The following is a 17,863-nucleotide window of genomic DNA, read 5'->3' on the forward strand; positions in this document are numbered from 1 at the left end:
TAGTTCCAGGAGCAACTTCATGTCTCAGCCCCTCCCGAGAAGTGCCCGGTCCCGCCGGGCGCTGTGCACGGCCACCGCCCTCGCGATGGCCGTGACCGGTCTCAGCGGCTTCATAGCCGCGCCCGCCCACGCCAACCCGGCCGGTACCGGACTGGTGATCAACGAGGTGTACGGCGGCGGTGGAAACTCCGGTTCCACCTACACCAACGACTACATCGAGCTCTTCAACCCCACCGACGCGTCCGTCGACGTGCGCGGCTGGGCGGTGTCGTACTACAGCGCCAAGGGCAACCTCGGTGGGACGACGGCTCTCTCGGGCAGCGTGCCGGCCCACGGCTACTACCTGATCCAGGAGGCCCAGGGCACCGGCGGCACCACGCCGCTGCCCACCCCCGACGCGAGCGGCCAGCTGGCGATGTCGGCGACCGACGGCTCGGTGACGCTGGCCGATGCGACCGGTGCCGTCATCGACACGGTCGGCTTCGGCAGCGGCTCGATCGTCGAGGGCGGCGACGCTCCCGCGCCGAGCAACACCATGGCCGTCACCCGCAGGGCCCCCGGGGTGGACACCGACAACAACAACGCCGACTTCGTGGTCGCGGCGCCGAACCCGCGCAACTCCACGTACGACGGCAGCGCCGCCGGCAAGCTGGCCGTCGCCACGATCGGCCCCCGGACCGCCACGGTCGGCACGGCGTTCTCCTTCACGCCCCTGGCGACCGGCGGCACGTCGCCGTACACCTGGAGCGCGACGGGCCTGCCGGCCTGGGCCTCGATCGACAAGGCCACCGGCCGCATCACCGGCACCCCCGACGCGACCGGCTCCGCCACGGTGCAGCTGACCGTCACGGACGGTGCGGACGTCACGGAGCACGCGACCTTCACGCTGACGACCCAGGCCGCCGGCGCCGGCGCCGACCATGTGGTCATCAGCCAGGTCTGGGGCGACGGCGGCTACACCAACGCGCCGTTCGCCAACGACTTCATCGTGCTCTACAACCCGACGGACCGCGCGGTCGATCTGACCGGCCACTCGATCGCCTACGGCGCGTACAACCGGGCTGCCGGCGCGCCGTTGGCCGACTTCCCGATCTCCGGAACCATTCCGGCGCACGGCCACTTCCTCATCAAGGCCGGCGCCGACGCCGCGGGAGACGGGGCCGCGCTGCCGACGCCCGACGCGACGATCTCGCTGAACATGAACTACAGCGGCTCGTTCGTGGCGCTGCTGGACACCACGACGGCCCCGACGCTGCCGACCGGCGACATCACGGGCGCCGCGCACCTCGTGGACGCGCTCGGCTACGGCGACGCGAACACCTTCGAGGGCGCGGCCCAGGGCACCAACCTCGGCATCGACACGGCCGCGGTGCGCACCCCGGAGGGCACCGACACCGACGACAACCACGCCGACTTCATCACCGGACAGCTCGCCCCGATCAACTCGGCCGGTGAAACCGGTCAGGGTGACACGAGCGGTGACGCCGGCGAGGTGACCATCGCCCAGATCCAGGGCACCAACACCGACACCTCGCCGCTGGCGGGCAAGACGGTCACCACCAAGGGTGTCGTCACGGCCGTGTACGCGACCGGCGGGTTCAACGGCTTCTACATCGAGACGGGGGGCGCCGGCGGCACCGTGGCCGACGACAAGACCCCGGGGGCCTCGGACGCCGTGTTCGTCTACGGGGCGCAGTCGGTCGGCGATGTGAAGGTCGGCGAGAGCGTCCAGGTGCGCGGTACGGTCCAGGAGTACGCCGGCCAGACCGAGATCACCTTCCCGACCGTCACCAAGCTGTCCACCCCGCTTCCGCCCGTCACGGCCACCAGGATCGCGTGGAGCGACCTGGAGACCGACGCCCAGAAGGAAGCGCACGAGGGTGAACTCATCGCCCCCCAGGGCAACTTCACGGTGGCGGACAACTACAACACCAACTTCTACGGCCAGGTCGGACTGGCCGCCGGCGACAAGGTGCTGCGCCAGCCGACAGATGTCGGCCCCGCCGGCAGTGACGCCGCACAGAAGGCCGCCGACTACAACGCCTCGCACGCCATCACCCTCGACGACGGCGCGAGCGTCAGCTACACCGCCACCAGCCCCGCCGCCAACGACCCGCTGCCCTGGCTCACCGCCGACAACCCGGTCAGCGTGGGCGCCAAGGTGACCTTCCACAAGCCCGTCGTCCTGGAGTACCGCGGCTCGCTGTGGAACTTCCAGCCGACCGGCCAGGTCAACGGTGCCGGCAAGGACATCGTCTCGTTCTCCGACATGCGCGCCCAGAACGCGAAGCCGGCGGCCGTGGGCGGCAAGGTCCGCCTCGCGACCTTCAATGTGCAGAACTACTTCCCGATGACGGGCGACCGGTACATCGCCGGCGGCCTGGGCAAGTGCTCCTTCTACAACGACCGCCAGGGCAACCACATCGCGGTCAACGACTGCGGTGCCACCGGCCCGCGCGGCGCCGCCGACCAGGTCAGCTTCCAGCGGCAGCAGAGCAAGATCGTCACCGGCATCATCGGCCTCGGGGCCGGCGTCGTCTCGCTCGAGGAGGTCGAGAACTCGGCCAAGTTCGGGGAGGACCGCGACACGGCCCTCGCGGGCCTGGTCGACGCCCTCAACGCCAAGGCGGGCGCCGGTACCTGGGCCTACGTCCCGTCGCCGGCGGCTGCGGACCGTCCTGCGGTGGCCAGTGAGGACGTCATCCGGACCGCGTTCATCTACAAGCCGGCCGAGGTCTCCCCGGTGGGGGCCTCGCACATCCTGAAGGACCTCTCCGGTCCCGGTCAGGACTTCTCCATCGCGCGCGAGCCGCTGGCCCAGGGCTTCAAGGCGGCCGGCACCGCCGACTCCGACGCCTTCCTGGTCGTGGCCAACCACCTGAAGTCCAAGGGCGGAACCGGCGCCGGTCTGTACCCCGGCGACAAGGAGGACACCCGCCCCGCGTACGACCAGGGCGCGTACAACGAGACCCGCACGCACCAGGCGCACGACATGCTCGCCTTCGCGCAGGAGCAGGCGCGGGCGCTCAAGACGGACAAGCTGTTCCTCGTCGGCGACTTCAACGCCTACAACCACGAGGACCCGATGGAGTACCTGTACGGCCAGGGCTACACCGACCTCGGATCGGCGTACGACCCGGACCACCACTCCTACTCCTTCCACGGCCTCGCGGGCACCCTCGACCACATCGTCGCCAGCCCGGCGGCGAAGGCGATGGTCACCGGTGCGACGGTCTGGCAGATCAACGCCCAGGAGTCGGTCGCCTTCAACTACAGCCGCTACAACTACAACGCCACGCAGCTCTTCAACGCCGCCGACCCGTTCTCGGCCTCCGACCACGACCCCGTCGTCGTCGGCCTCAACACGGGATCGCAGTCCGGGAAGGTCGCTTCCAAGATCGACCTCAAGATCACCCCGAACAAGGTCGTGGTGAACAAGACCGAGGTCATGGCGCATGTGACGGTCACGGCCACCGGCGCCAAGCCGACCGGCACCGTCACGGTGACCGTCGACGGCCGGTCCTTCTGCGCCACGATCAGCGGCGGCGGCGTGGCGAACATCAAGCTGCCGGTGTTCCGCACCACCGGCAAGCACACCGTGACCGTGAAGTACTCCGGTGACGCCAAGGTGCTCGCCGGGACGGCCGAGACAACGGTGACGGTCGGCTAGCCGACCCGGGCCACGTCGGCGCACCCGCACCGACGAGCGGAGCTCACGACGGGAGCCTTCCCCCAGGGGAAGACTCCCGTTCCGCAAATCGTGATCACAGCGCCACTCGGCGCATCGACCAGGCTGACATGATCACGCCCATGTCTGTGGAACTCTTCTCCGCTGCGAGCGACACGAGCACACCGACCGGCGGCCTGGTCCTCCTGGGCATGCTCGGCCTGCTGGCGACCCTCGGCGGTGGCGCGGCCGCCTTCAACATCCGAGGAACAGCGGACGCGCTCACCCGCATGCGCCAGGCCCAGCTGGAACACAAGGCCCGGGCAGCCATGAGCCTGACCATGGTGGAGCAGCATCAGCAGCCGTCCTGGTGGTTCCGGATGCTCGGCGCCCTCGTCCTCTCGGCCGGAGTGCTTCTGCTGCTCCTGGACGCGGTCATCCTCGCGGTCGAGCACGGCTGACGCCTCGCACCCGCACGCCGAACGCCCCAGGGGCGCGGTGCCATATCCCAGTCGCCCCTATGCTGCCGCGGTCACGTGCGAGCACGTCTTGATGGGGGCGGTCATGTCTGATGCGCAAGAGGCCGGCGGGAGAACGGTTTCCCACGAGTTGGCGGATGTGGACGACACAGACCGCGGACGTTCCGGAATGGGGCGGCGGCTGTCTTGTCTAGCGGCTGTGACGGCCGTCCTCGTCCTCGGGGCGGGAAGCCTCGTCTGGTTGTTCAAGGACGAGTTGTTCCATCCCTTCGGGGATGCCCGAGCCTGTGAGGGCAGCGACACGATGTTACCGAAAGTGATCTCGGCCGGAGGTGTACCGATCCCCGCCGACGCTGCGGACGTTCACTACGTCACCAAGAACGGCAGCGCCCAGGTCTCCTTCCTGAGCAAGCAGATGCCGGACTACCTGCACCGCGCGGGGCTCCTCCCGGAGGGGGCCTCCCTGTTCGACAAGAAATACAGCAGTGCCTACGGGCTCGCCCAGGACGACGGCGAACTTCCCGAGGGACTGTGCGGGCCGGCGCTCAAAGGACCTGCCTGGAGCTACTACCGCACGGGGCCCGGCGGGGGCGTCGACATCCTGGTCGAACGTTCCCCCTTCGGCTTCGACACCTTCCGCGCCCCAGCGCGCGTCATCGCCACCTTCGACATCCGCTGAGCGAAAGAGGCCGGATGGTACGGCGGGAGCGGTCGAAGCGGCCGCCACGTGGGCAAGTGGGCCGAGGCGCTGCTCTGCGCGCGCCCAGGGCCAGTGGCGGCATGGCCGGTTCAACCAGCGTCCCGCTCACGGGATCTGCGCCGCTTCGGTCGACGACGTATGTCGTTGAGGACCGCGTCTGCAACCGCGATCACGGTCATCACCAGCATGAGGGCGGAACCGATCCGTAGCAGCCCCTCGCCGTATAGGGCCTGGTGGCCGAACCAAGCCATGGCGAGGCAGGTCATCAGGCCGTTGCCAAGCCTCCTAAGCCGCGGGTCCATTGCGCACTCCCGAGTCAGGTACGCCCGCGAGCCGGGCCTGCCGAGTGTGGCATGGGCCTGCTCGGGCGCCGTGAGCGACCGCCAGCATTGAGGTCCCCCGTGCGCGCCGAACGCCCCGGGGCGTTCGTGCTGTTCCGTCATGGAGCCCCCTGTCGGATTCGAACCGACGGCCTTCGCTTCACACGTTCCCCCCGCAGAATCCGAGTTCAGGTCCTCGGGCCTCAGTCCCGGCCTACGGAGTGTGCGTATGCCTTCCGCGGTACGGCGCCGTGCACGCCTGTTGCCGTCAACGACTGCCGTCAGATTTACAGCGGGCTCCGCCCACGCCCTGCGACCTGTGCTTTCCCTGATAGCAGGCACTGCCGGGGGGACACCTGGGGAAAACGAGTCGGCCAACGGGCGCGCTCAGTGCTCTACTACGAGTGCGGGGTGGTGGCGCCGCATCGCGTCCAGGATCGCCTCAGGCGGCACCGGCAAGGTGTTTGTGGTCATGTTGGCCGGACCAAAGCCGAGTCGTGCGTTCATGGACGCAGTACTGCGGACGAGCTTGGGTGCTCGAGCCAGATAGGCGTCCGGGTCGTGCAGCACTAGCTCAATGAACCGCTGCGAGGTGTTACGCACCCGCTGCTCGCGTATCCGCACGGCGGCTATCTCGTCCCAGCCGAACCGGCCCAGCCTCGCGTGGTCCACTCCCGCGTCGTCCAGCACCAGCTCCGGTCGGCCGTGGCGGAGCAGGCGCTGGACGATGCTCACCGAGCAGAACCCGAAGAAGGGCACGACCAGCGCCCCCGCCACAGTCATCGTCACGGTGCTGTGGGCGACCAGGAAAACGATGCCCAGAGCAACGAAGACCAGAGAGCCGGCCAGCATGGCCCACACACGCCCCTTGGCGAGCGGGTAGACCGTCGGGGGCAATGGAACGCCGTTTCTGGTCACGGGCTCAGACGATAGGACCAGAGCCCTCGTCGGCGGAAGCCTTTTCGCGGACCGTCCAGCACCCCGAACCGTGATGGAGATCCTGGGGCACTCACAGATCGCGGTGACGGTGAACGTCTACACCCACGTGAGCGACGGCGACCGGCGGGAGGCCATGGGCCACATGGACCGCCTGCTCAAACGGCGCCGGTAAGCGGGACTGCCGTCGAGAACTACCGACGACGCCCTCACGATCATGGATCGTGAGGGCGTCGTCCCAGGTAGTGCGTGGAGCCCCCTGTCGGATTCGAACCGACGACCTTCGCTTTACAAGAGCGGCGCTCTGACCAGCTGAGCTAAGGAGGCGTGCAGCCATGTGCCTGTGCAGTGTACCCAGGTCTCGGCGGGGTCCCGGCGAAAATTTCCCCGAAGTTCACAGTCCCCCGGGTACTGACAGATCAGGGAAACTCCAGGTACCGTCCTGTGCCAGTTCACCCTCGTGGACCACACCACAACGGAACCCCGTGGTGGCAACCACCTTTACAACGGACCGTCCGGCACGTTCCTGCCGGTGAAGGGGGCCCTTCAGCATGGCCACTGTCTCGTTCGACAAGGCGACCCGGATCTACCCGGGTTCCGAGAAGCCCGCCGTCGACGCGCTCGACATCCAGATCGAGGACGGGGAGTTCCTCGTCCTGGTCGGCCCGTCCGGCTGTGGCAAGTCCACCTCGCTCCGCATGCTGGCGGGGCTCGAGGACGTGAACGGCGGCGCCATCCGCATCGGCGACCGCGACGTCACGCACCTGCCGCCCAAGGACCGGGACATCGCCATGGTGTTCCAGAACTACGCGCTCTACCCGCATATGTCGGTCGCCGACAACATGGGCTTCGCGCTCAAGATCGCCGGCGTTAACAAGGCGGAGATCCGTAAGAAGGTCGAGGAGGCCGCGAAGATCCTCGACCTCACCGAGTACCTGGACCGCAAGCCGAAGGCGCTCTCCGGTGGTCAGCGCCAGCGTGTCGCGATGGGCCGTGCCATCGTGCGCGAGCCCCAGGTGTTCCTCATGGACGAGCCGCTGTCCAACCTCGACGCCAAGCTCCGGGTCTCCACCCGTACGCAGATCGCGTCCCTCCAGCGCCGTCTCGGCATCACCACCGTCTATGTCACCCACGACCAGGTCGAGGCCATGACCATGGGCGACCGGGTGGCCGTGCTGAAGGACGGCCTGCTCCAGCAGGTGGACTCGCCGCGGAACATGTACGACCGCCCGGCCAACCTCTTCGTCGCCGGCTTCATCGGCTCCCCGGCCATGAACCTGGTCGAGGTCCCGATCACCGACGGCGGTGTGAAGTTCGGCAACAGCGTGGTGCCGATCAACCGCGAGGCCCTCAAGGCCGCCTCCGACAAGGGCGACACCACGGTCACCGTCGGCGTCCGCCCCGAGCACTTCGACGTGGTCGAGCTGGGCGGAGGGGCGGCCGCCTCGTCCCTGTCGAAGGACAGCGACGACGCCCCGGCCGGCCTCGCCGTCTCCGTGAACGTCGTCGAGGAGCTCGGCGCCGACGGCTATGTCTACGGCACCGCCGAGGTCGGCGGGGAGTCCAAGGACCTGGTCGTCCGCGTCAACGGCCGCCAGGTGCCGGACAAGGGCGCCCAGCTGCATGTCGTGCCGCGCGCGGGCGAGACCCATGTGTTCTCGACCTCGACGGGCGAGCGCCTCTCCGACTGAGGTCCCGTCCACCGGAACCCCCGGGAGCACCCCCTGGCGGGGTGAATTCCCCCAGGACGAGTGACGAGGGCCCCGCGGTTTGCCGCGGGGCCCTCGTCATGGTCCGGGACCACCCCGGCATACACGTCATTTCGAGCAGCTCGCGTCAACCCCCTACCCCGGAATCAGCGACCTCCCATCCCTCGAAACGGTGACTAAATGTCGCCAAATCACTACCCCGCGCTACCCTCACTCGCGTGAAGCACACGAAGCACTCCACTCCTCCCCGGCCCCGTGGGCACGGCCGTGGCCCCGCCCATGGGATCGGCCGCACCCTCGCCCTCGTACTGCCCGTCGTCCTGGTGCTGTCCGGGACCCTCGCGGTCACCCGCGTCAACTGGACGGGGAGCCCGTCGAGCTCGGTGCTCGCCGCCGCCTCCGAAGAGCTTTCCCCGCGCACCGCCACCCGCGCCCCGCAGGACCTGCTGCGCGACAGGCTGCTGCTGGAGCTCCAGGAGAAGGATCCGGGCGTCGCGCTCACCGACCTCCAGCGCGCCGTCAACGGCCGCCCGTCGCTGGCGAAGCACTGTGTGTCCATCGCCCGTGCGCTGGGCCGCGCCGCGGTCCGTCTGTACGGCCCCTCGCGCGCCCAGTCCTACGCCCGCCCGGTCTGCGACACCTCCTTCGCCTCGGGCGTGGCCGCGCAGCACCGCTAGGGCCCGGCGAGCGGACCTCGCCCGCCGGGCGCCGGCCCCGACCGCCCGGGGAGCCGTCGGGGCGCGGGTCGTACAGTTCGGTCATGACCGATCCGAACGCCGCCTCGCGCCCCGTTCAAGCCGTCATCCTGGCCGGTGGCCAGGGCTCGCGGCTGCGTCCCTATACCGATGACCGGCCCAAGCCGATGGTGGAGATCCCGGGCACCGGGACCCCGATCATCGGCCACCAGCTCACCTGGCTCGCCGAAGAGGGCGTCACCGACGTCGTGGTCTCCTGCGGGCATCTCGCCGATGTCCTGCGGCAGTGGCTGGACTCGGCAGATCTGCCCGTCCATGTCACCACGGTCGTCGAGAAGGAGCCCCTGGGGCGCGGCGGCGGTCTGCGCCACGCCGCCAAGCATCTCCCCCACCCGGACCGGCCGTGGTACGCGACCAACGGCGACATCTGGACCCGCTTCTCGCTGCGCGACATGGCGGACTTCCACACCGAGCGCGACGCCGTCGCCACGCTGGCCCTGGCGCGTCCGCGCATCCCCTGGGGTGCCGTCCAGACGGACGGCTTCGGTCATGTCACCGACTTCATCGAGGCCCCGCCGTCGACGTTCGAGATCAACGCGGGCGTCTATGTCTTCTCCGCCGAGTTCGCCACCATGCTCCCCGAGCGCGGCGACCATGAGCGCACCACCTTCCCGCGCCTGGCCCGGGAGCGCCGCCTGGCGGGCTTCCCGATCCCCCAGGGTGCGTACTGGCGGGCCATCGACACGGCCAAGGACCTCACCGAGGCGGCGAAGGAACTGGCGGCCCTGGGGCGTTGACGGGCGGTCGGGGCGCCCGTAGTCGCCTCGCCCCGGTTCTTCTCCGTCGGCTTCCGTCATGGAAAGGGGCCCGCACACCAGGTGTGCGGGTCCCTTTCGGCGTGATCGTGTCGGGGGGTTACCCCAGCAGCCCGCCCACCAGACGGTCCGAGCCGCCGGAGCTGCTGCCGCCCCCGCCGCCGCTGTTCGTGCCGCCCGAGGGGCTGCCCGTGCCGGTGCCGCCCGAGGACGAGGGGCCGGAGCTGGTGCGGGGGGCCTGCTGTGCCGGCGCCGAGTGGCGCGGCGGGGCCTGGCCCGTGGTGCCCTGGGTCTGGCTCGGCCGGCCGCCCGAGGCCGAGCCGGTGGCTCCGCCGCCCGCACCGGTGGTCGCACCGCCGGCCGCTCCGGCCCTGCCGGTCGCGCCCGGTGTGGTGATCGCGCTCGACGGCGCCGAGGTGGTGCCCGGCGCCGACTCCGGCGACCCGGAGGCCGAGGGGCTCGCCCGGTGCCGCTTCTCCGGCGTCCCGGGCAGCGGCGAACCGGGCAGTTCATTGCGCGGGGCCTCGCCCGGGCCGGGCACGACGACCCGGTTCGCGTCCCGCACCGCCCCGCCGAGCAGCGAGCCGACCAGCAGGGTCACCCCGGTCACCAGGGCCGCCACCAGCGCGCCCCGGCGCAGTACGTACTGCCGCAGTTCCCAGATGCCCGCCCGGGGGCCCAGCCGCCGCCAGGCGCTGCCCGAGAGGCGGCCGTCCACCGAGTACACCGGCGCCCCGGCCAGCATCAGCGGGAACCAGGCGGCGAGGTACAGGAGGTCGGACGCGTGGTACACCGGCGCCGCCCGCCAGCTCACGGCGACAATCAGCGCGACGGACAGCAGCGCCCCGGCCCCGGCGGCGGCCCGCTGCCACAGCCCGAGGACCGTGAGCATGCCCACGATCACCTGGAGGAAGGCGATGAGCAGTCCGCTGCCCACCGGGTGCTGGAGCGCGAACTGCCGCAGCGGCTCGGCGACTTCCCAGGGGTGCAGGGTGTCGAGCCAGGCGACCAGGGAGCCCCGCTTGCCGCCGTCGAAGTAGACGGGGTCGCAGAGCTTGCCCATCCCGGCGCAGACGGAGACGGAGCCGAGGAGGATGCGCAGCGGCAGCAGCACCACGGCCAGGTTCAACCGGCGGCCGGGGTAGTAGGCGTGCCGCACCTGCGAGGCGCCGGCCGCCGACGCGGGCGGGGCGCCGTGCCGCCGGGACGGCTGTGCCCGCCGTCGGCCCCGGCCCGTGAACTCCGGCTTGTCGTAGGAGGATCCGGGGCGGTCCTGGTCGCCGTACGCGGGCCCGCCGTAGCCGGGTGTGCCCCGGGCGGTGTCACCGTAGGCGCTGCCGGCGCTGCGCATCCCCGGCAGCAGCGGGGACCCGCCGTGGCGGCGGGCGCGCCGGCTCCCGGCGACCGGCGCCCCGACGGCCTGGGTGGACATGCCGTAGCTGGCGTCGTAACCGCCGGTCCCCGGCAGGCCGTCGGCCCCGATGCGCGGGAGGACCTGGGTGGCGCCCGGGTCCCCGGCCCCCTGCTCACCGTGGACCACGCTCGACGTCCGCACGGCCTGGAGCAGCCGGTGGGCACCGGTGTCGTCGGGCGCGGACCGCCCGCTCCAGACGACGGGCCGACGACGGCCGGCGGCAGGCCGGTGTGCGACGTCCGGTCCGGCGTCGAGGGACCCGGCGCCCCGCAGGGACTGGGCACGCCGGGGCGACGCGCCCAACTGCACGCGGAAGCTCGCATGACTGACGATGACCTGCGCCGGATCGCTCGGCACCTTCACCATGCTCAACGCGGGAGCGTCGTCGAATCCCGACGATCGGTCCCCCGTCGGTGTGCGGGGTGTTCTGGTCTCCACACTCATCTAACCGAGTGACGTGTGGTTAGGACACTGCCTTGACCGGGGCGGCTCTGTCCGGACCCCGTCAAGCTCGCACGGAACGATCCGATACCCCCGTACGAGGGAACGACACGAACACCCGTTTACTCACGCACCACCCTGCTGCCCCACCGTCCCCCGGGGCCACAGAAGGACCCCGGGTGCCATGGCACGGCCGTGGGTGCCCGCCACCGTCGTCGACGGCGCCGTCACACCACGGCCTTGGGCGTTCAGGCCCGCCTGCGCGCCGCCTCGTAGAGCACCACGCCCGCCGCCACACCGGCGTTGAGCGACTCGGCGCCGCCCGGCATCGGGATCCGCACCCGGAAGTCGCAGGTCTCCCCGACCAGCCGGGAGAGCCCCTTGCCCTCGCTGCCGACGACGATCACGACCGGGCCCCCGAGGGCCTCGAGATCGCCGACTTCGACGTCTCCGTCCGCGGCCAGCCCGACGACCATGATCCCGGCCTTCTTGTACGCCTCCAGGGCGCGCGTCAGATTGGTGGCGCGGGCGACGGGGGTCCGGGCGGCCGTACCGGCGGACGTCTTCCAGGCGCCGGCGGTCATCCCGGCCGCGCGCCGCTCGGGCACCACCACACCGTGCCCGCCGAAGGCGGAGACGGACCGCACCACGGCACCGAGGTTCCGCGGGTCGGTCACCCCGTCGAGGGCGACGATCAGCGGGTCCTCCCCCTCGTCGGACGCGGCCTCGGCGAGGTCCTCGGGGTGGGCGTATTCATAGGGCGGGACCTGGAGGACCAGACCCTGGTGGTTGAGCCCGTTGGTCATCCGGTCGAGCTCGGGGCGCGGGGCCTCCATGAGGTTGATCCCGCCGCGCTCGGCGGCGAGCTGCAGCGCCTCACGCACCCGCTCGTCGTTGTCGACGAACTGCTGGACATAGAGGGTGGAGGCGGGCACGCCCTCGCGGAGCGCCTCCACCACCGGGTTGCGCCCCACGACCAGCTCGGAGGTCCCCTTGGCGCCGGTACGGCGCTGCGGGGGGCGTCCCTGGGAGCGGCGCACCCGCGCCTGTGCGGCACGCTGCTTGGCGTGCCCCTTGCGCATCTCGGCGGGCGGGGTCGGACCCTTGCCCTCCAGGCCCCGGCGCCGCTGGCCGCCGCTGCCGACCTGCGCGCCCTTCTTGCCGGACATGCGGCGGTTGTTCGCGGCCATGAGCTATCTGTCTCCCGAGGCTTGACGTCTGTACGTCCATGCAGTGTGCCGCCCGGAGGGCCGGACGGCACAATCGATCATCGATGCGGTGACCGGCTCAGCGCGGGCCGAGCGTCCACCGCGGGCCCTGCGGGCTGTCCTCGATGACGAGCCCGGACTGGTTGAGCTGGTCGCGGAGGGCGTCCGCGGTGGCCCAGTCCTTGCGGGCGCGGGCCGCCTCGCGCTGGTCGAGGACCATCCGCACCAGGGTGTCCACGACACCGTGCAGATCCTCGCCCTGGTCGCCCTCCCCGGCCCACCCGGCGTCCAGCGGGTCGAGACCGAGGACACCGAGCATGGCCCGCACCTCGGCGAGCCGGGCCACGGCGGCCTCCTTGTCGTCGGCGGCCAGCGCGCTGTTGCCCTGCCGGACGGTGGTGTGCACCACGGCGAGCGCCTGCGGCACGCCCAGGTCGTCGTCCATCGCCTCGGCGAAGGCGGGCGGCACCTCGTCGGCGGGCTCGACGACACCGCCGGCCTTCTCGACGACGCGCTGGACGAACCCCTCGATGCGGGCGAACGCGGACTCCGCCTCGCGCAGCGACTCCTCGCTGTACTCGATCATCGAGCGGTAGTGCGGGGTGCCCAGGTAGTAGCGCAGCACGATGGGACGCCACCGCTTGACCATCTCGCTCACGAGCACGGAGTTGCCGAGGGACTTCGACATCTTCTCGCCGCTCATGGTGACCCAGGCGTTGTGCAGCCAGTAGCGGGCGAACTCGTCACCGAAGCCCTCGGCCTGGGCGATCTCGTTCTCATGGTGCGGGAAGATCAGGTCGATGCCGCCGCCGTGGATGTCGAAGACGGAGCCCAGGTACTTGTGGGCCATCGCCGAGCACTCCAGGTGCCAGCCCGGACGTCCGCGTCCCCACGGCGTCTCCCAGCTCGGCTCCCCCGGCTTCGCCGCCTTCCACATGGCGAAGTCACGCGGGTCCCGCTTGCCGGTCTCGCCCTCCTCGGAGGGCTGGCGCAGATCGTCGAGGTCCTGCCTGGACAGCGACAGATAGCCCGGCAGGGAGCGCACGTCGAAGTAGACGTTGCCCTCGGCCTCGTAGGCGTGCCCGCGCTCGATGAGCCCGCGCATCATCTCGATCATCTCGGGCACATGGCCGGTGGCACGCGGCTCGTAGCTGGGCGGCAGGCAACCGAGCGCGTGGTAGGCGTCGTTGAACGCGCGCTCGTTCTCGTAGCCGATGGCCCACCACGGGCGGTTCTGCTCGTGGGCCTTCCTGATGATCTTGTCGTCGATGTCCGTCACATTGCGGATGAACGTGACGTCGTAGCCGCGGTACTCGAACCAGCGGCGCAGGATGTCGAAGTTGAGGCCCGAGCGGATGTGCCCGATGTGCGGTGCGGCCTGCACGGTGGCGCCACACAGGTAGATCGAGACACAACCCGGCGTGAGCGGGGCGAAGTCACGGATCTGCCGGGCACTGGTGTCGTACAGGCGAATAGTCACGTGTCCAGGGTAGTGGGAGGGAGGGGGTGCCTCACGCCTGATGCGGCCGACGTCCGCATTCGTGACCGCATTCGTGACCGCATTCGTGACGAACCCGAGGCCGGTGCCGCACCGTCACCGCCGGCACGGCCGGGCTCCCTCATCTCGGGTCGGAGTCTCCGGTCGGACGGAACCGCAGCGGGCACGGGGTACCGGCGCGCTGGAACGGCAGCCGGCACGGGTACCGGCGCCGGGACGGTACCCCGCACGCCCTCAGCCGGTGTGCACCACGAGTGCCGTGGCGACGGCCATCAGTCCTTCCCCCCGGCCCGGGAAGCCGAGGCCGTCCGTGGTCGCGCCGGAGACGGACACCGGGGCGCCCGCCGCCTCCGAGAGGATCCGCTGGGCCTCCTCGCGCCGCTTGCCGATCTTCGGACGGGGTCCGACCACCTGGACCGCGACATTGCCGATGGTGAAGCCCGCGGCGCGCACGATCCGTGCGGCCTCCGTCAGCAGGGTGACCCCGGACGCCCCGGACCACTCGGGCCTGCCGGTGCCGAAGTGCTGCCCGAGGTCACCCAGTCCGGCCGCCGAGAACAGCGCGTTGCACGCCGCGTGCGCGACCACGTCCGCGTCCGAGTGGCCCGCGAGGCCGGGGCCCTCGCCCTCCCACTTCAGACCCGCGCACCACAGCTCCCGCCCCTCCTCGAAGGCGTGGATGTCGGTCCCGATGCCCACCCGGGGCAGCAGCGGCGCCTCAGAAGCCATCGGTCAGCCTCCTGCGCGCCAGAACCGCCTCGGCCAGCACCAGGTCCAGGGGCCGGGTCACCTTGAAGGCCTCCTCGTGGCCGGGGACCGTGACCACCGGCAGCCCGAGCCGCTCCACCATGCCGGCGTCGTCCGTGACCTCGTCCGTGACCGTCTCATGGGCCCGGATCAGCGTCGCCCGGTCGAAGCCCTGCGGAGTCTGCACCGCGCGCAGCCGGGAGCGGTCGGGCGTGGCGACGACCGGTTCCGGCGCGCCCGGCGTGCCGGCCGGCTCGACCTCCTTCACGGTGTCCGCGAGCGGCAGCGCGGGAACCACGGCGGGCGCGCCCTCCCGTACCGCCTCGATCACCGCGTCCACCGTCTCCACCGGGACGAGCGGGCGGGCCGCGTCATGGACCAGGACGATCTCGTGTCCCGGCGGCAGCGCGTCGAGGCCCCGCTTCACCGACTCCTGGCGGGTGTCCCCGCCGGCCACCACGACGAAGTCCGTCCGGCCGACGGTGTCCCCGGCCGGCACATGGGCGTCGAGCAGCGAGGTGACCTCGGCCACCCCGTCGGAGGGGGCGACGACGATCACCAGCGAGACGGCGCGGGACGCGGCCATCGCGCGCACCGCGTGGACCAGCATGGGCGTGCCGCTGAGGGCGCGCAGCGCTTTGGGAGCACCCGGGCCGAGGCGTACGCCCCGGCCCGCGGCCGGGATCACGACCGCCGTGCGTACTCCGGTGGGCGAAGGGTGCGATTCGTCAGACATCGGTTCCTGTCAAGGTTTGTGTGCTCGGCCGTGGTGGGTATTGGCCTGGGGGTGTCCCCCGCGCGAGCGACCGCGAGCACGGGGAACGCCGGGCGCAAGGCCTCGACCGGACCCTTCCGTGACGCTCCGGTCGAGCCGTCCGTCCGGGCCCGGCACACCGGGGGGCCGGGGGTTTTCCGTGTGCGGCTGTCCCGTCTTCGTACGGCATCCGGGCGGGGCTCCAGCTTTTCGCTCGTCGGCAAGGCTGACGTCGGCGGTGGCGTGCGCATCACCGCCGGCGTGCGAACGAAAGCATGCCCGTCCGGGTACGGGCGCACCGCGTCAGGGTGGGCAGTGTATGAGGAGGGCGGGTCCGGGTACGGCGGGCGGGTACGAACATGCCGCAGCGCCCGGCGACAGCTACTGCGTCATCGGGCACCACGGCATATACCTACGTGCTCTGCACCGGTCCGTCCACGGCGCTCCCGGTCGGGGAAGCGTGCGGGAGCGGGATGGGCGTCAGGACGCGAGGACCTCGTCGAGCAGCGCCTCGGCCTTGTCCTCGTTCGTGTTCTCCGCGAGGGCGAGCTCGCTCACCAGGATCTGCCTGGCCTTGGCGAGCATCCGCTTCTCACCCGCGGACAGTCCGCGCTCACGCTCACGACGCCACAGATCACGGACGACCTCCGCGACCTTGATGACATCGCCGGAGGCGAGCTTCTCCAGATTTGCCTTGTAACGGCGCGACCAGTTCGTGGGCTCCTCGGCGTACGGCGCGCGCAGCACCTCGAAGACCCGGTCCAGCCCGTCCTGACCGACCACATCACGCACGCCGACGAACTCCGCATTGTCCGCTGGCACACGCACCGTCAGGTCGCCCTGGGCGACCTTCAGCACCAAGTAGGTCTTGTCCACGCCTTTGATCTGGCGAGTTTCGATGGCCTCGATCAGCGCGGCCCCGTGATGGGGATAGACCACGGTGTCGCCAACCTTGAACGTCATGTGACAGGTACCCCTTCCGTGGCTATCCAGGGTAACACGGATACCGCGTCTTCTGAATGGCGTTTTCGCAGGTCAGGGCATATCTCGGGGCTTGACAAGCACAACGGGGACGTGCTGCACGGGGGGAACGGAACAGGGTATTCGCAGGTCGGAGCGGCTCTGCGGGCGGGGTGAAACGCGTACGTTACACACATCGAAGGTCTCCGGCCAGGCCCGGAACGCCCTCATTTGTCCGGCATCAAGCGGTCGACTTCCGCTACTCCGTTCGGTGCCTGGAGTCGGGTACGAGACGAATCCAGAATTGATCAAGACACTCCGCGATCCCCGGTTGTTGTCCCCCTGATCGCTTTTCGGTACCGCCGTGCATTCCTTACCGGAAATCCCCCCGCGCCGAGAGTCGAGAGGCTTATGTGAATGCCGGACTGCAACGTGGCCAAAGTTGCTGATGAGACACAGGAGGAACCGGAGGCGAGGCGGACGCCGAGGTCACGGGCAGGGGGTTCGGACGCGTAGAGGCGGGTCGGGTGCGGCGGCCCGAGGACGGCTCGGTAACCTATGGCCGCTGACAGACACTTAGGGCGGCTTTATCAGAGAGTCGTCCTGCTCCGCCCACGTTCAAGGAGTTGCCGCCGCCGTGAGCAGCAGCCTTCGACGCGGCGCCCTCGCCGCCGCCGCCGTCTTCTCGATCGCCTCGCTCGCCGCGTGCGGCGCCGGCAACCACAGCCAGACACTCGAGATCCATCCGGACAACGCGGCGACCAGCGTCGGTGACCTCAAGATCCAGAACGCGATCGTCATCACCCAGCCCGGCGCCAAGGCGACCGGACCGGCCGTGATCTCGGCGACCGTCTTCAACAGCGGCCGTACCGCCCAGACGCTGGACGCGATCAGTGTGGAGGGCGTCGGCAACGCCGATCTCTCGTCCGCCAAGGGCGGCCCGGTGACCGTTCCGGCGCAGGGCTCCGTGGTGATCGGTGGCAAGGACAACGCGTCCGCCGTACTGAACAACGCCACGTCCCTCCAGGACGGCAACGCCCAGAAGGTCACCTTCACCTTCAGCAAGGCCGGTGGCGTCAGCCTGCGTGCCTTTGTGGTGCCGGCCGAGAGCTACTTCTCCACCTGGGGCCCGAGCAGCATCCCGAGCCCCGCCGCCACCGCGACCGAGTCCGCCGCCGAGACCACCGAGCCGTCGGGTGCGGCGACGGGGTCCGCCACCGCGACCGAGTCGAGTTCGGCCGGGCACTGAGCCCCGGGCGGCGGCCCCGCGGCACCGTCCGCGCCGTCCGCCGCCCTCAGGACCGCTCCGTCGCCCGTGGCCGCGCGCCAAGGGCGACCGGTCCCCTCACCCATGCGAAGGGCGGCACCCGGGAGGGTGCCGCCCTTCGCACATGCGTGGGGGAAGGCCTCAGGGCCGGGCGCACGGTCCTCGCCCGCGCACGGCGACCGCACGGGGCGGCCGTCAAGCCCACGCGCGCGTGGTCGGCGTCAGGCTCCTGCGCGCGCGTGGACGCCTTGTG

General features: G+C 70.7%; 14 protein-coding genes, 1 tRNA gene and 1 pseudogene. 8 read left to right on the forward strand and 8 right to left on the reverse strand.

Annotated elements, in window-relative coordinates; genetic code table 11:
* Window positions 1-19 precede the first annotated feature (19 nt).
* The 3 genes from CP978_RS15905 (at window position 20) to CP978_RS15915 (ending at window position 4,825) form a co-directional block, all read left to right on the forward strand.
* Window positions 20-3,670 carry an ExeM/NucH family extracellular endonuclease gene (locus CP978_RS15905; protein WP_052454140.1) on the forward strand — a complete coding sequence of 1,217 codons (3,651 nt, stop codon included), beginning with the start codon at window positions 20-22 and terminating at the stop codon, window positions 3,668-3,670.
* Window positions 3,671-3,810: 140 nt separating this feature from the next.
* The gene (locus tag CP978_RS15910; RefSeq protein WP_043441498.1) at window positions 3,811-4,128 is read left to right on the forward strand and encodes a hypothetical protein; all 318 of its coding nucleotides are present in this window, start codon (window positions 3,811-3,813) and stop codon (window positions 4,126-4,128) included.
* A gap of 334 nt (window positions 4,129-4,462) precedes the next feature.
* Window positions 4,463-4,825, forward strand: a complete 363-nt coding sequence (locus CP978_RS15915) for a hypothetical protein (protein ID WP_227745382.1) — start codon at window positions 4,463-4,465, stop codon at window positions 4,823-4,825.
* Window positions 4,826-5,553: 728 nt separating this feature from the next.
* On the opposite strand, the gene CP978_RS15920 is transcribed toward CP978_RS15915, so the two are convergent.
* Window positions 5,554-6,084: an STM3941 family protein gene (locus CP978_RS15920; protein WP_227745383.1), complete on the reverse strand. Its 531-nt coding sequence runs from the start codon at window positions 6,082-6,084 to the stop codon at window positions 5,554-5,556.
* 58 nt (window positions 6,085-6,142) lie between these two features.
* Between CP978_RS15920 and CP978_RS15925 the strand changes: the two are divergent.
* Window positions 6,143-6,277, forward strand: a pseudogene (locus CP978_RS15925) (site-specific integrase); the annotation flags it as partial.
* Between the two features lie 75 nt (window positions 6,278-6,352).
* Here CP978_RS15925 and CP978_RS15930 read toward each other — a convergent pair.
* Window positions 6,353-6,429: transfer RNA gene (locus CP978_RS15930), tRNA-Thr, on the reverse strand.
* Between the two features lie 224 nt (window positions 6,430-6,653).
* On the opposite strand from CP978_RS15930, the gene CP978_RS15935 reads away from it, so the two are divergent.
* The 3 genes from CP978_RS15935 to CP978_RS15945 all read left to right on the forward strand — a co-directional run bounded on the left by CP978_RS15935 (window position 6,654) and on the right by CP978_RS15945 (window position 9,303).
* Window positions 6,654-7,793 carry an ABC transporter ATP-binding protein gene (locus CP978_RS15935; protein WP_043441502.1) on the forward strand — a complete coding sequence of 380 codons (1,140 nt, stop codon included), beginning with the start codon at window positions 6,654-6,656 and terminating at the stop codon, window positions 7,791-7,793.
* A gap of 236 nt (window positions 7,794-8,029) precedes the next feature.
* Entirely contained in the window at window positions 8,030-8,488 is a 459-nt protein-coding gene (locus CP978_RS15940) for a hypothetical protein (protein ID WP_043441503.1), read from the forward strand.
* Window positions 8,489-8,571: 83 nt separating this feature from the next.
* Window positions 8,572-9,303: a nucleotidyltransferase family protein gene (locus CP978_RS15945; RefSeq protein ID WP_043441504.1), complete on the forward strand. Its 732-nt coding sequence runs from the start codon at window positions 8,572-8,574 to the stop codon at window positions 9,301-9,303.
* A gap of 118 nt (window positions 9,304-9,421) precedes the next feature.
* Here CP978_RS15945 and CP978_RS15950 read toward each other — a convergent pair whose 3' ends face one another.
* The 6 genes from CP978_RS15950 to CP978_RS15975 all read right to left on the reverse strand — a co-directional run bounded on the left by CP978_RS15950 (window position 9,422) and on the right by CP978_RS15975 (window position 16,346).
* Window positions 9,422-11,179 carry a DoxX family protein gene (locus CP978_RS15950; RefSeq protein ID WP_221500914.1) on the reverse strand — a complete coding sequence of 586 codons (1,758 nt, stop codon included), beginning with the start codon at window positions 11,177-11,179 and terminating at the stop codon, window positions 9,422-9,424.
* A gap of 245 nt (window positions 11,180-11,424) precedes the next feature.
* The gene (rlmB, locus tag CP978_RS15955; protein ID WP_043441507.1) at window positions 11,425-12,366 is read right to left on the reverse strand and encodes a 23S rRNA (guanosine(2251)-2'-O)-methyltransferase RlmB; all 942 of its coding nucleotides are present in this window, start codon (window positions 12,364-12,366) and stop codon (window positions 11,425-11,427) included.
* A gap of 97 nt (window positions 12,367-12,463) precedes the next feature.
* Complete coding sequence (gene cysS, locus CP978_RS15960; RefSeq protein WP_043441509.1) at window positions 12,464-13,864, reverse strand: cysteine--tRNA ligase; 1,401 nt, start codon at window positions 13,862-13,864, stop codon at window positions 12,464-12,466.
* A gap of 252 nt (window positions 13,865-14,116) precedes the next feature.
* Window positions 14,117-14,611, reverse strand: a complete 495-nt coding sequence (gene ispF, locus CP978_RS15965; RefSeq protein ID WP_043441510.1) for a 2-C-methyl-D-erythritol 2,4-cyclodiphosphate synthase — start codon at window positions 14,609-14,611, stop codon at window positions 14,117-14,119.
* Window positions 14,601-15,365: a 2-C-methyl-D-erythritol 4-phosphate cytidylyltransferase gene (gene ispD / locus CP978_RS15970; protein ID WP_043441512.1), complete on the reverse strand. Its 765-nt coding sequence runs from the start codon at window positions 15,363-15,365 to the stop codon at window positions 14,601-14,603. The genes ispF and ispD overlap by 11 nt, the downstream gene beginning before the upstream one ends.
* Window positions 15,366-15,863: 498 nt before the next feature.
* Window positions 15,864-16,346 (reverse strand): CarD family transcriptional regulator, encoded by a 483-nt coding sequence (locus tag CP978_RS15975; RefSeq protein ID WP_003953493.1) that lies wholly within the window; start codon window positions 16,344-16,346, stop codon window positions 15,864-15,866.
* 634 nt (window positions 16,347-16,980) lie between these two features.
* Between CP978_RS15975 and CP978_RS15985 the strand changes: the two genes are divergently transcribed.
* Complete coding sequence (locus tag CP978_RS15985; RefSeq protein WP_043441513.1) at window positions 16,981-17,592, forward strand: copper chaperone PCu(A)C domain-containing protein; 612 nt, start codon at window positions 16,981-16,983, stop codon at window positions 17,590-17,592.
* The last annotated feature ends 271 nt before the right edge of the window (window positions 17,593-17,863 follow it).

The organism is Streptomyces nodosus (genome assembly GCF_008704995.1).
In the GTDB taxonomy this organism is placed as follows: domain Bacteria; phylum Actinomycetota; class Actinomycetes; order Streptomycetales; family Streptomycetaceae; genus Streptomyces; species Streptomyces nodosus.

Coding starts and splice junctions, on each gene's coding strand:
- CP978_RS15910 (WP_043441498.1), top strand. CDS start 3,811: ATGTCTGTGGAACTCTTCTCCGCTGCGAGCGACACGAGCACACCGACC.
- ispF (WP_043441510.1), bottom strand. CDS start 14,611: ATGGCTTCTGAGGCGCCGCTGCTGCCCCGGGTGGGCATCGGGACCGAC.
- CP978_RS15975 (WP_003953493.1), bottom strand. CDS start 16,346: ATGACGTTCAAGGTTGGCGACACCGTGGTCTATCCCCATCACGGGGCC.
- CP978_RS15950 (WP_221500914.1), bottom strand. CDS start 11,179: ATGAGTGTGGAGACCAGAACACCCCGCACACCGACGGGGGACCGATCG.
- CP978_RS15935 (WP_043441502.1), top strand. CDS start 6,654: ATGGCCACTGTCTCGTTCGACAAGGCGACCCGGATCTACCCGGGTTCC.
- rlmB (WP_043441507.1), bottom strand. CDS start 12,366: ATGGCCGCGAACAACCGCCGCATGTCCGGCAAGAAGGGCGCGCAGGTC.
- ispD (WP_043441512.1), bottom strand. CDS start 15,365: ATGTCTGACGAATCGCACCCTTCGCCCACCGGAGTACGCACGGCGGTC.
- CP978_RS15945 (WP_043441504.1), top strand. CDS start 8,572: ATGACCGATCCGAACGCCGCCTCGCGCCCCGTTCAAGCCGTCATCCTG.
- CP978_RS15905 (WP_052454140.1), top strand. CDS start 20: ATGTCTCAGCCCCTCCCGAGAAGTGCCCGGTCCCGCCGGGCGCTGTGC.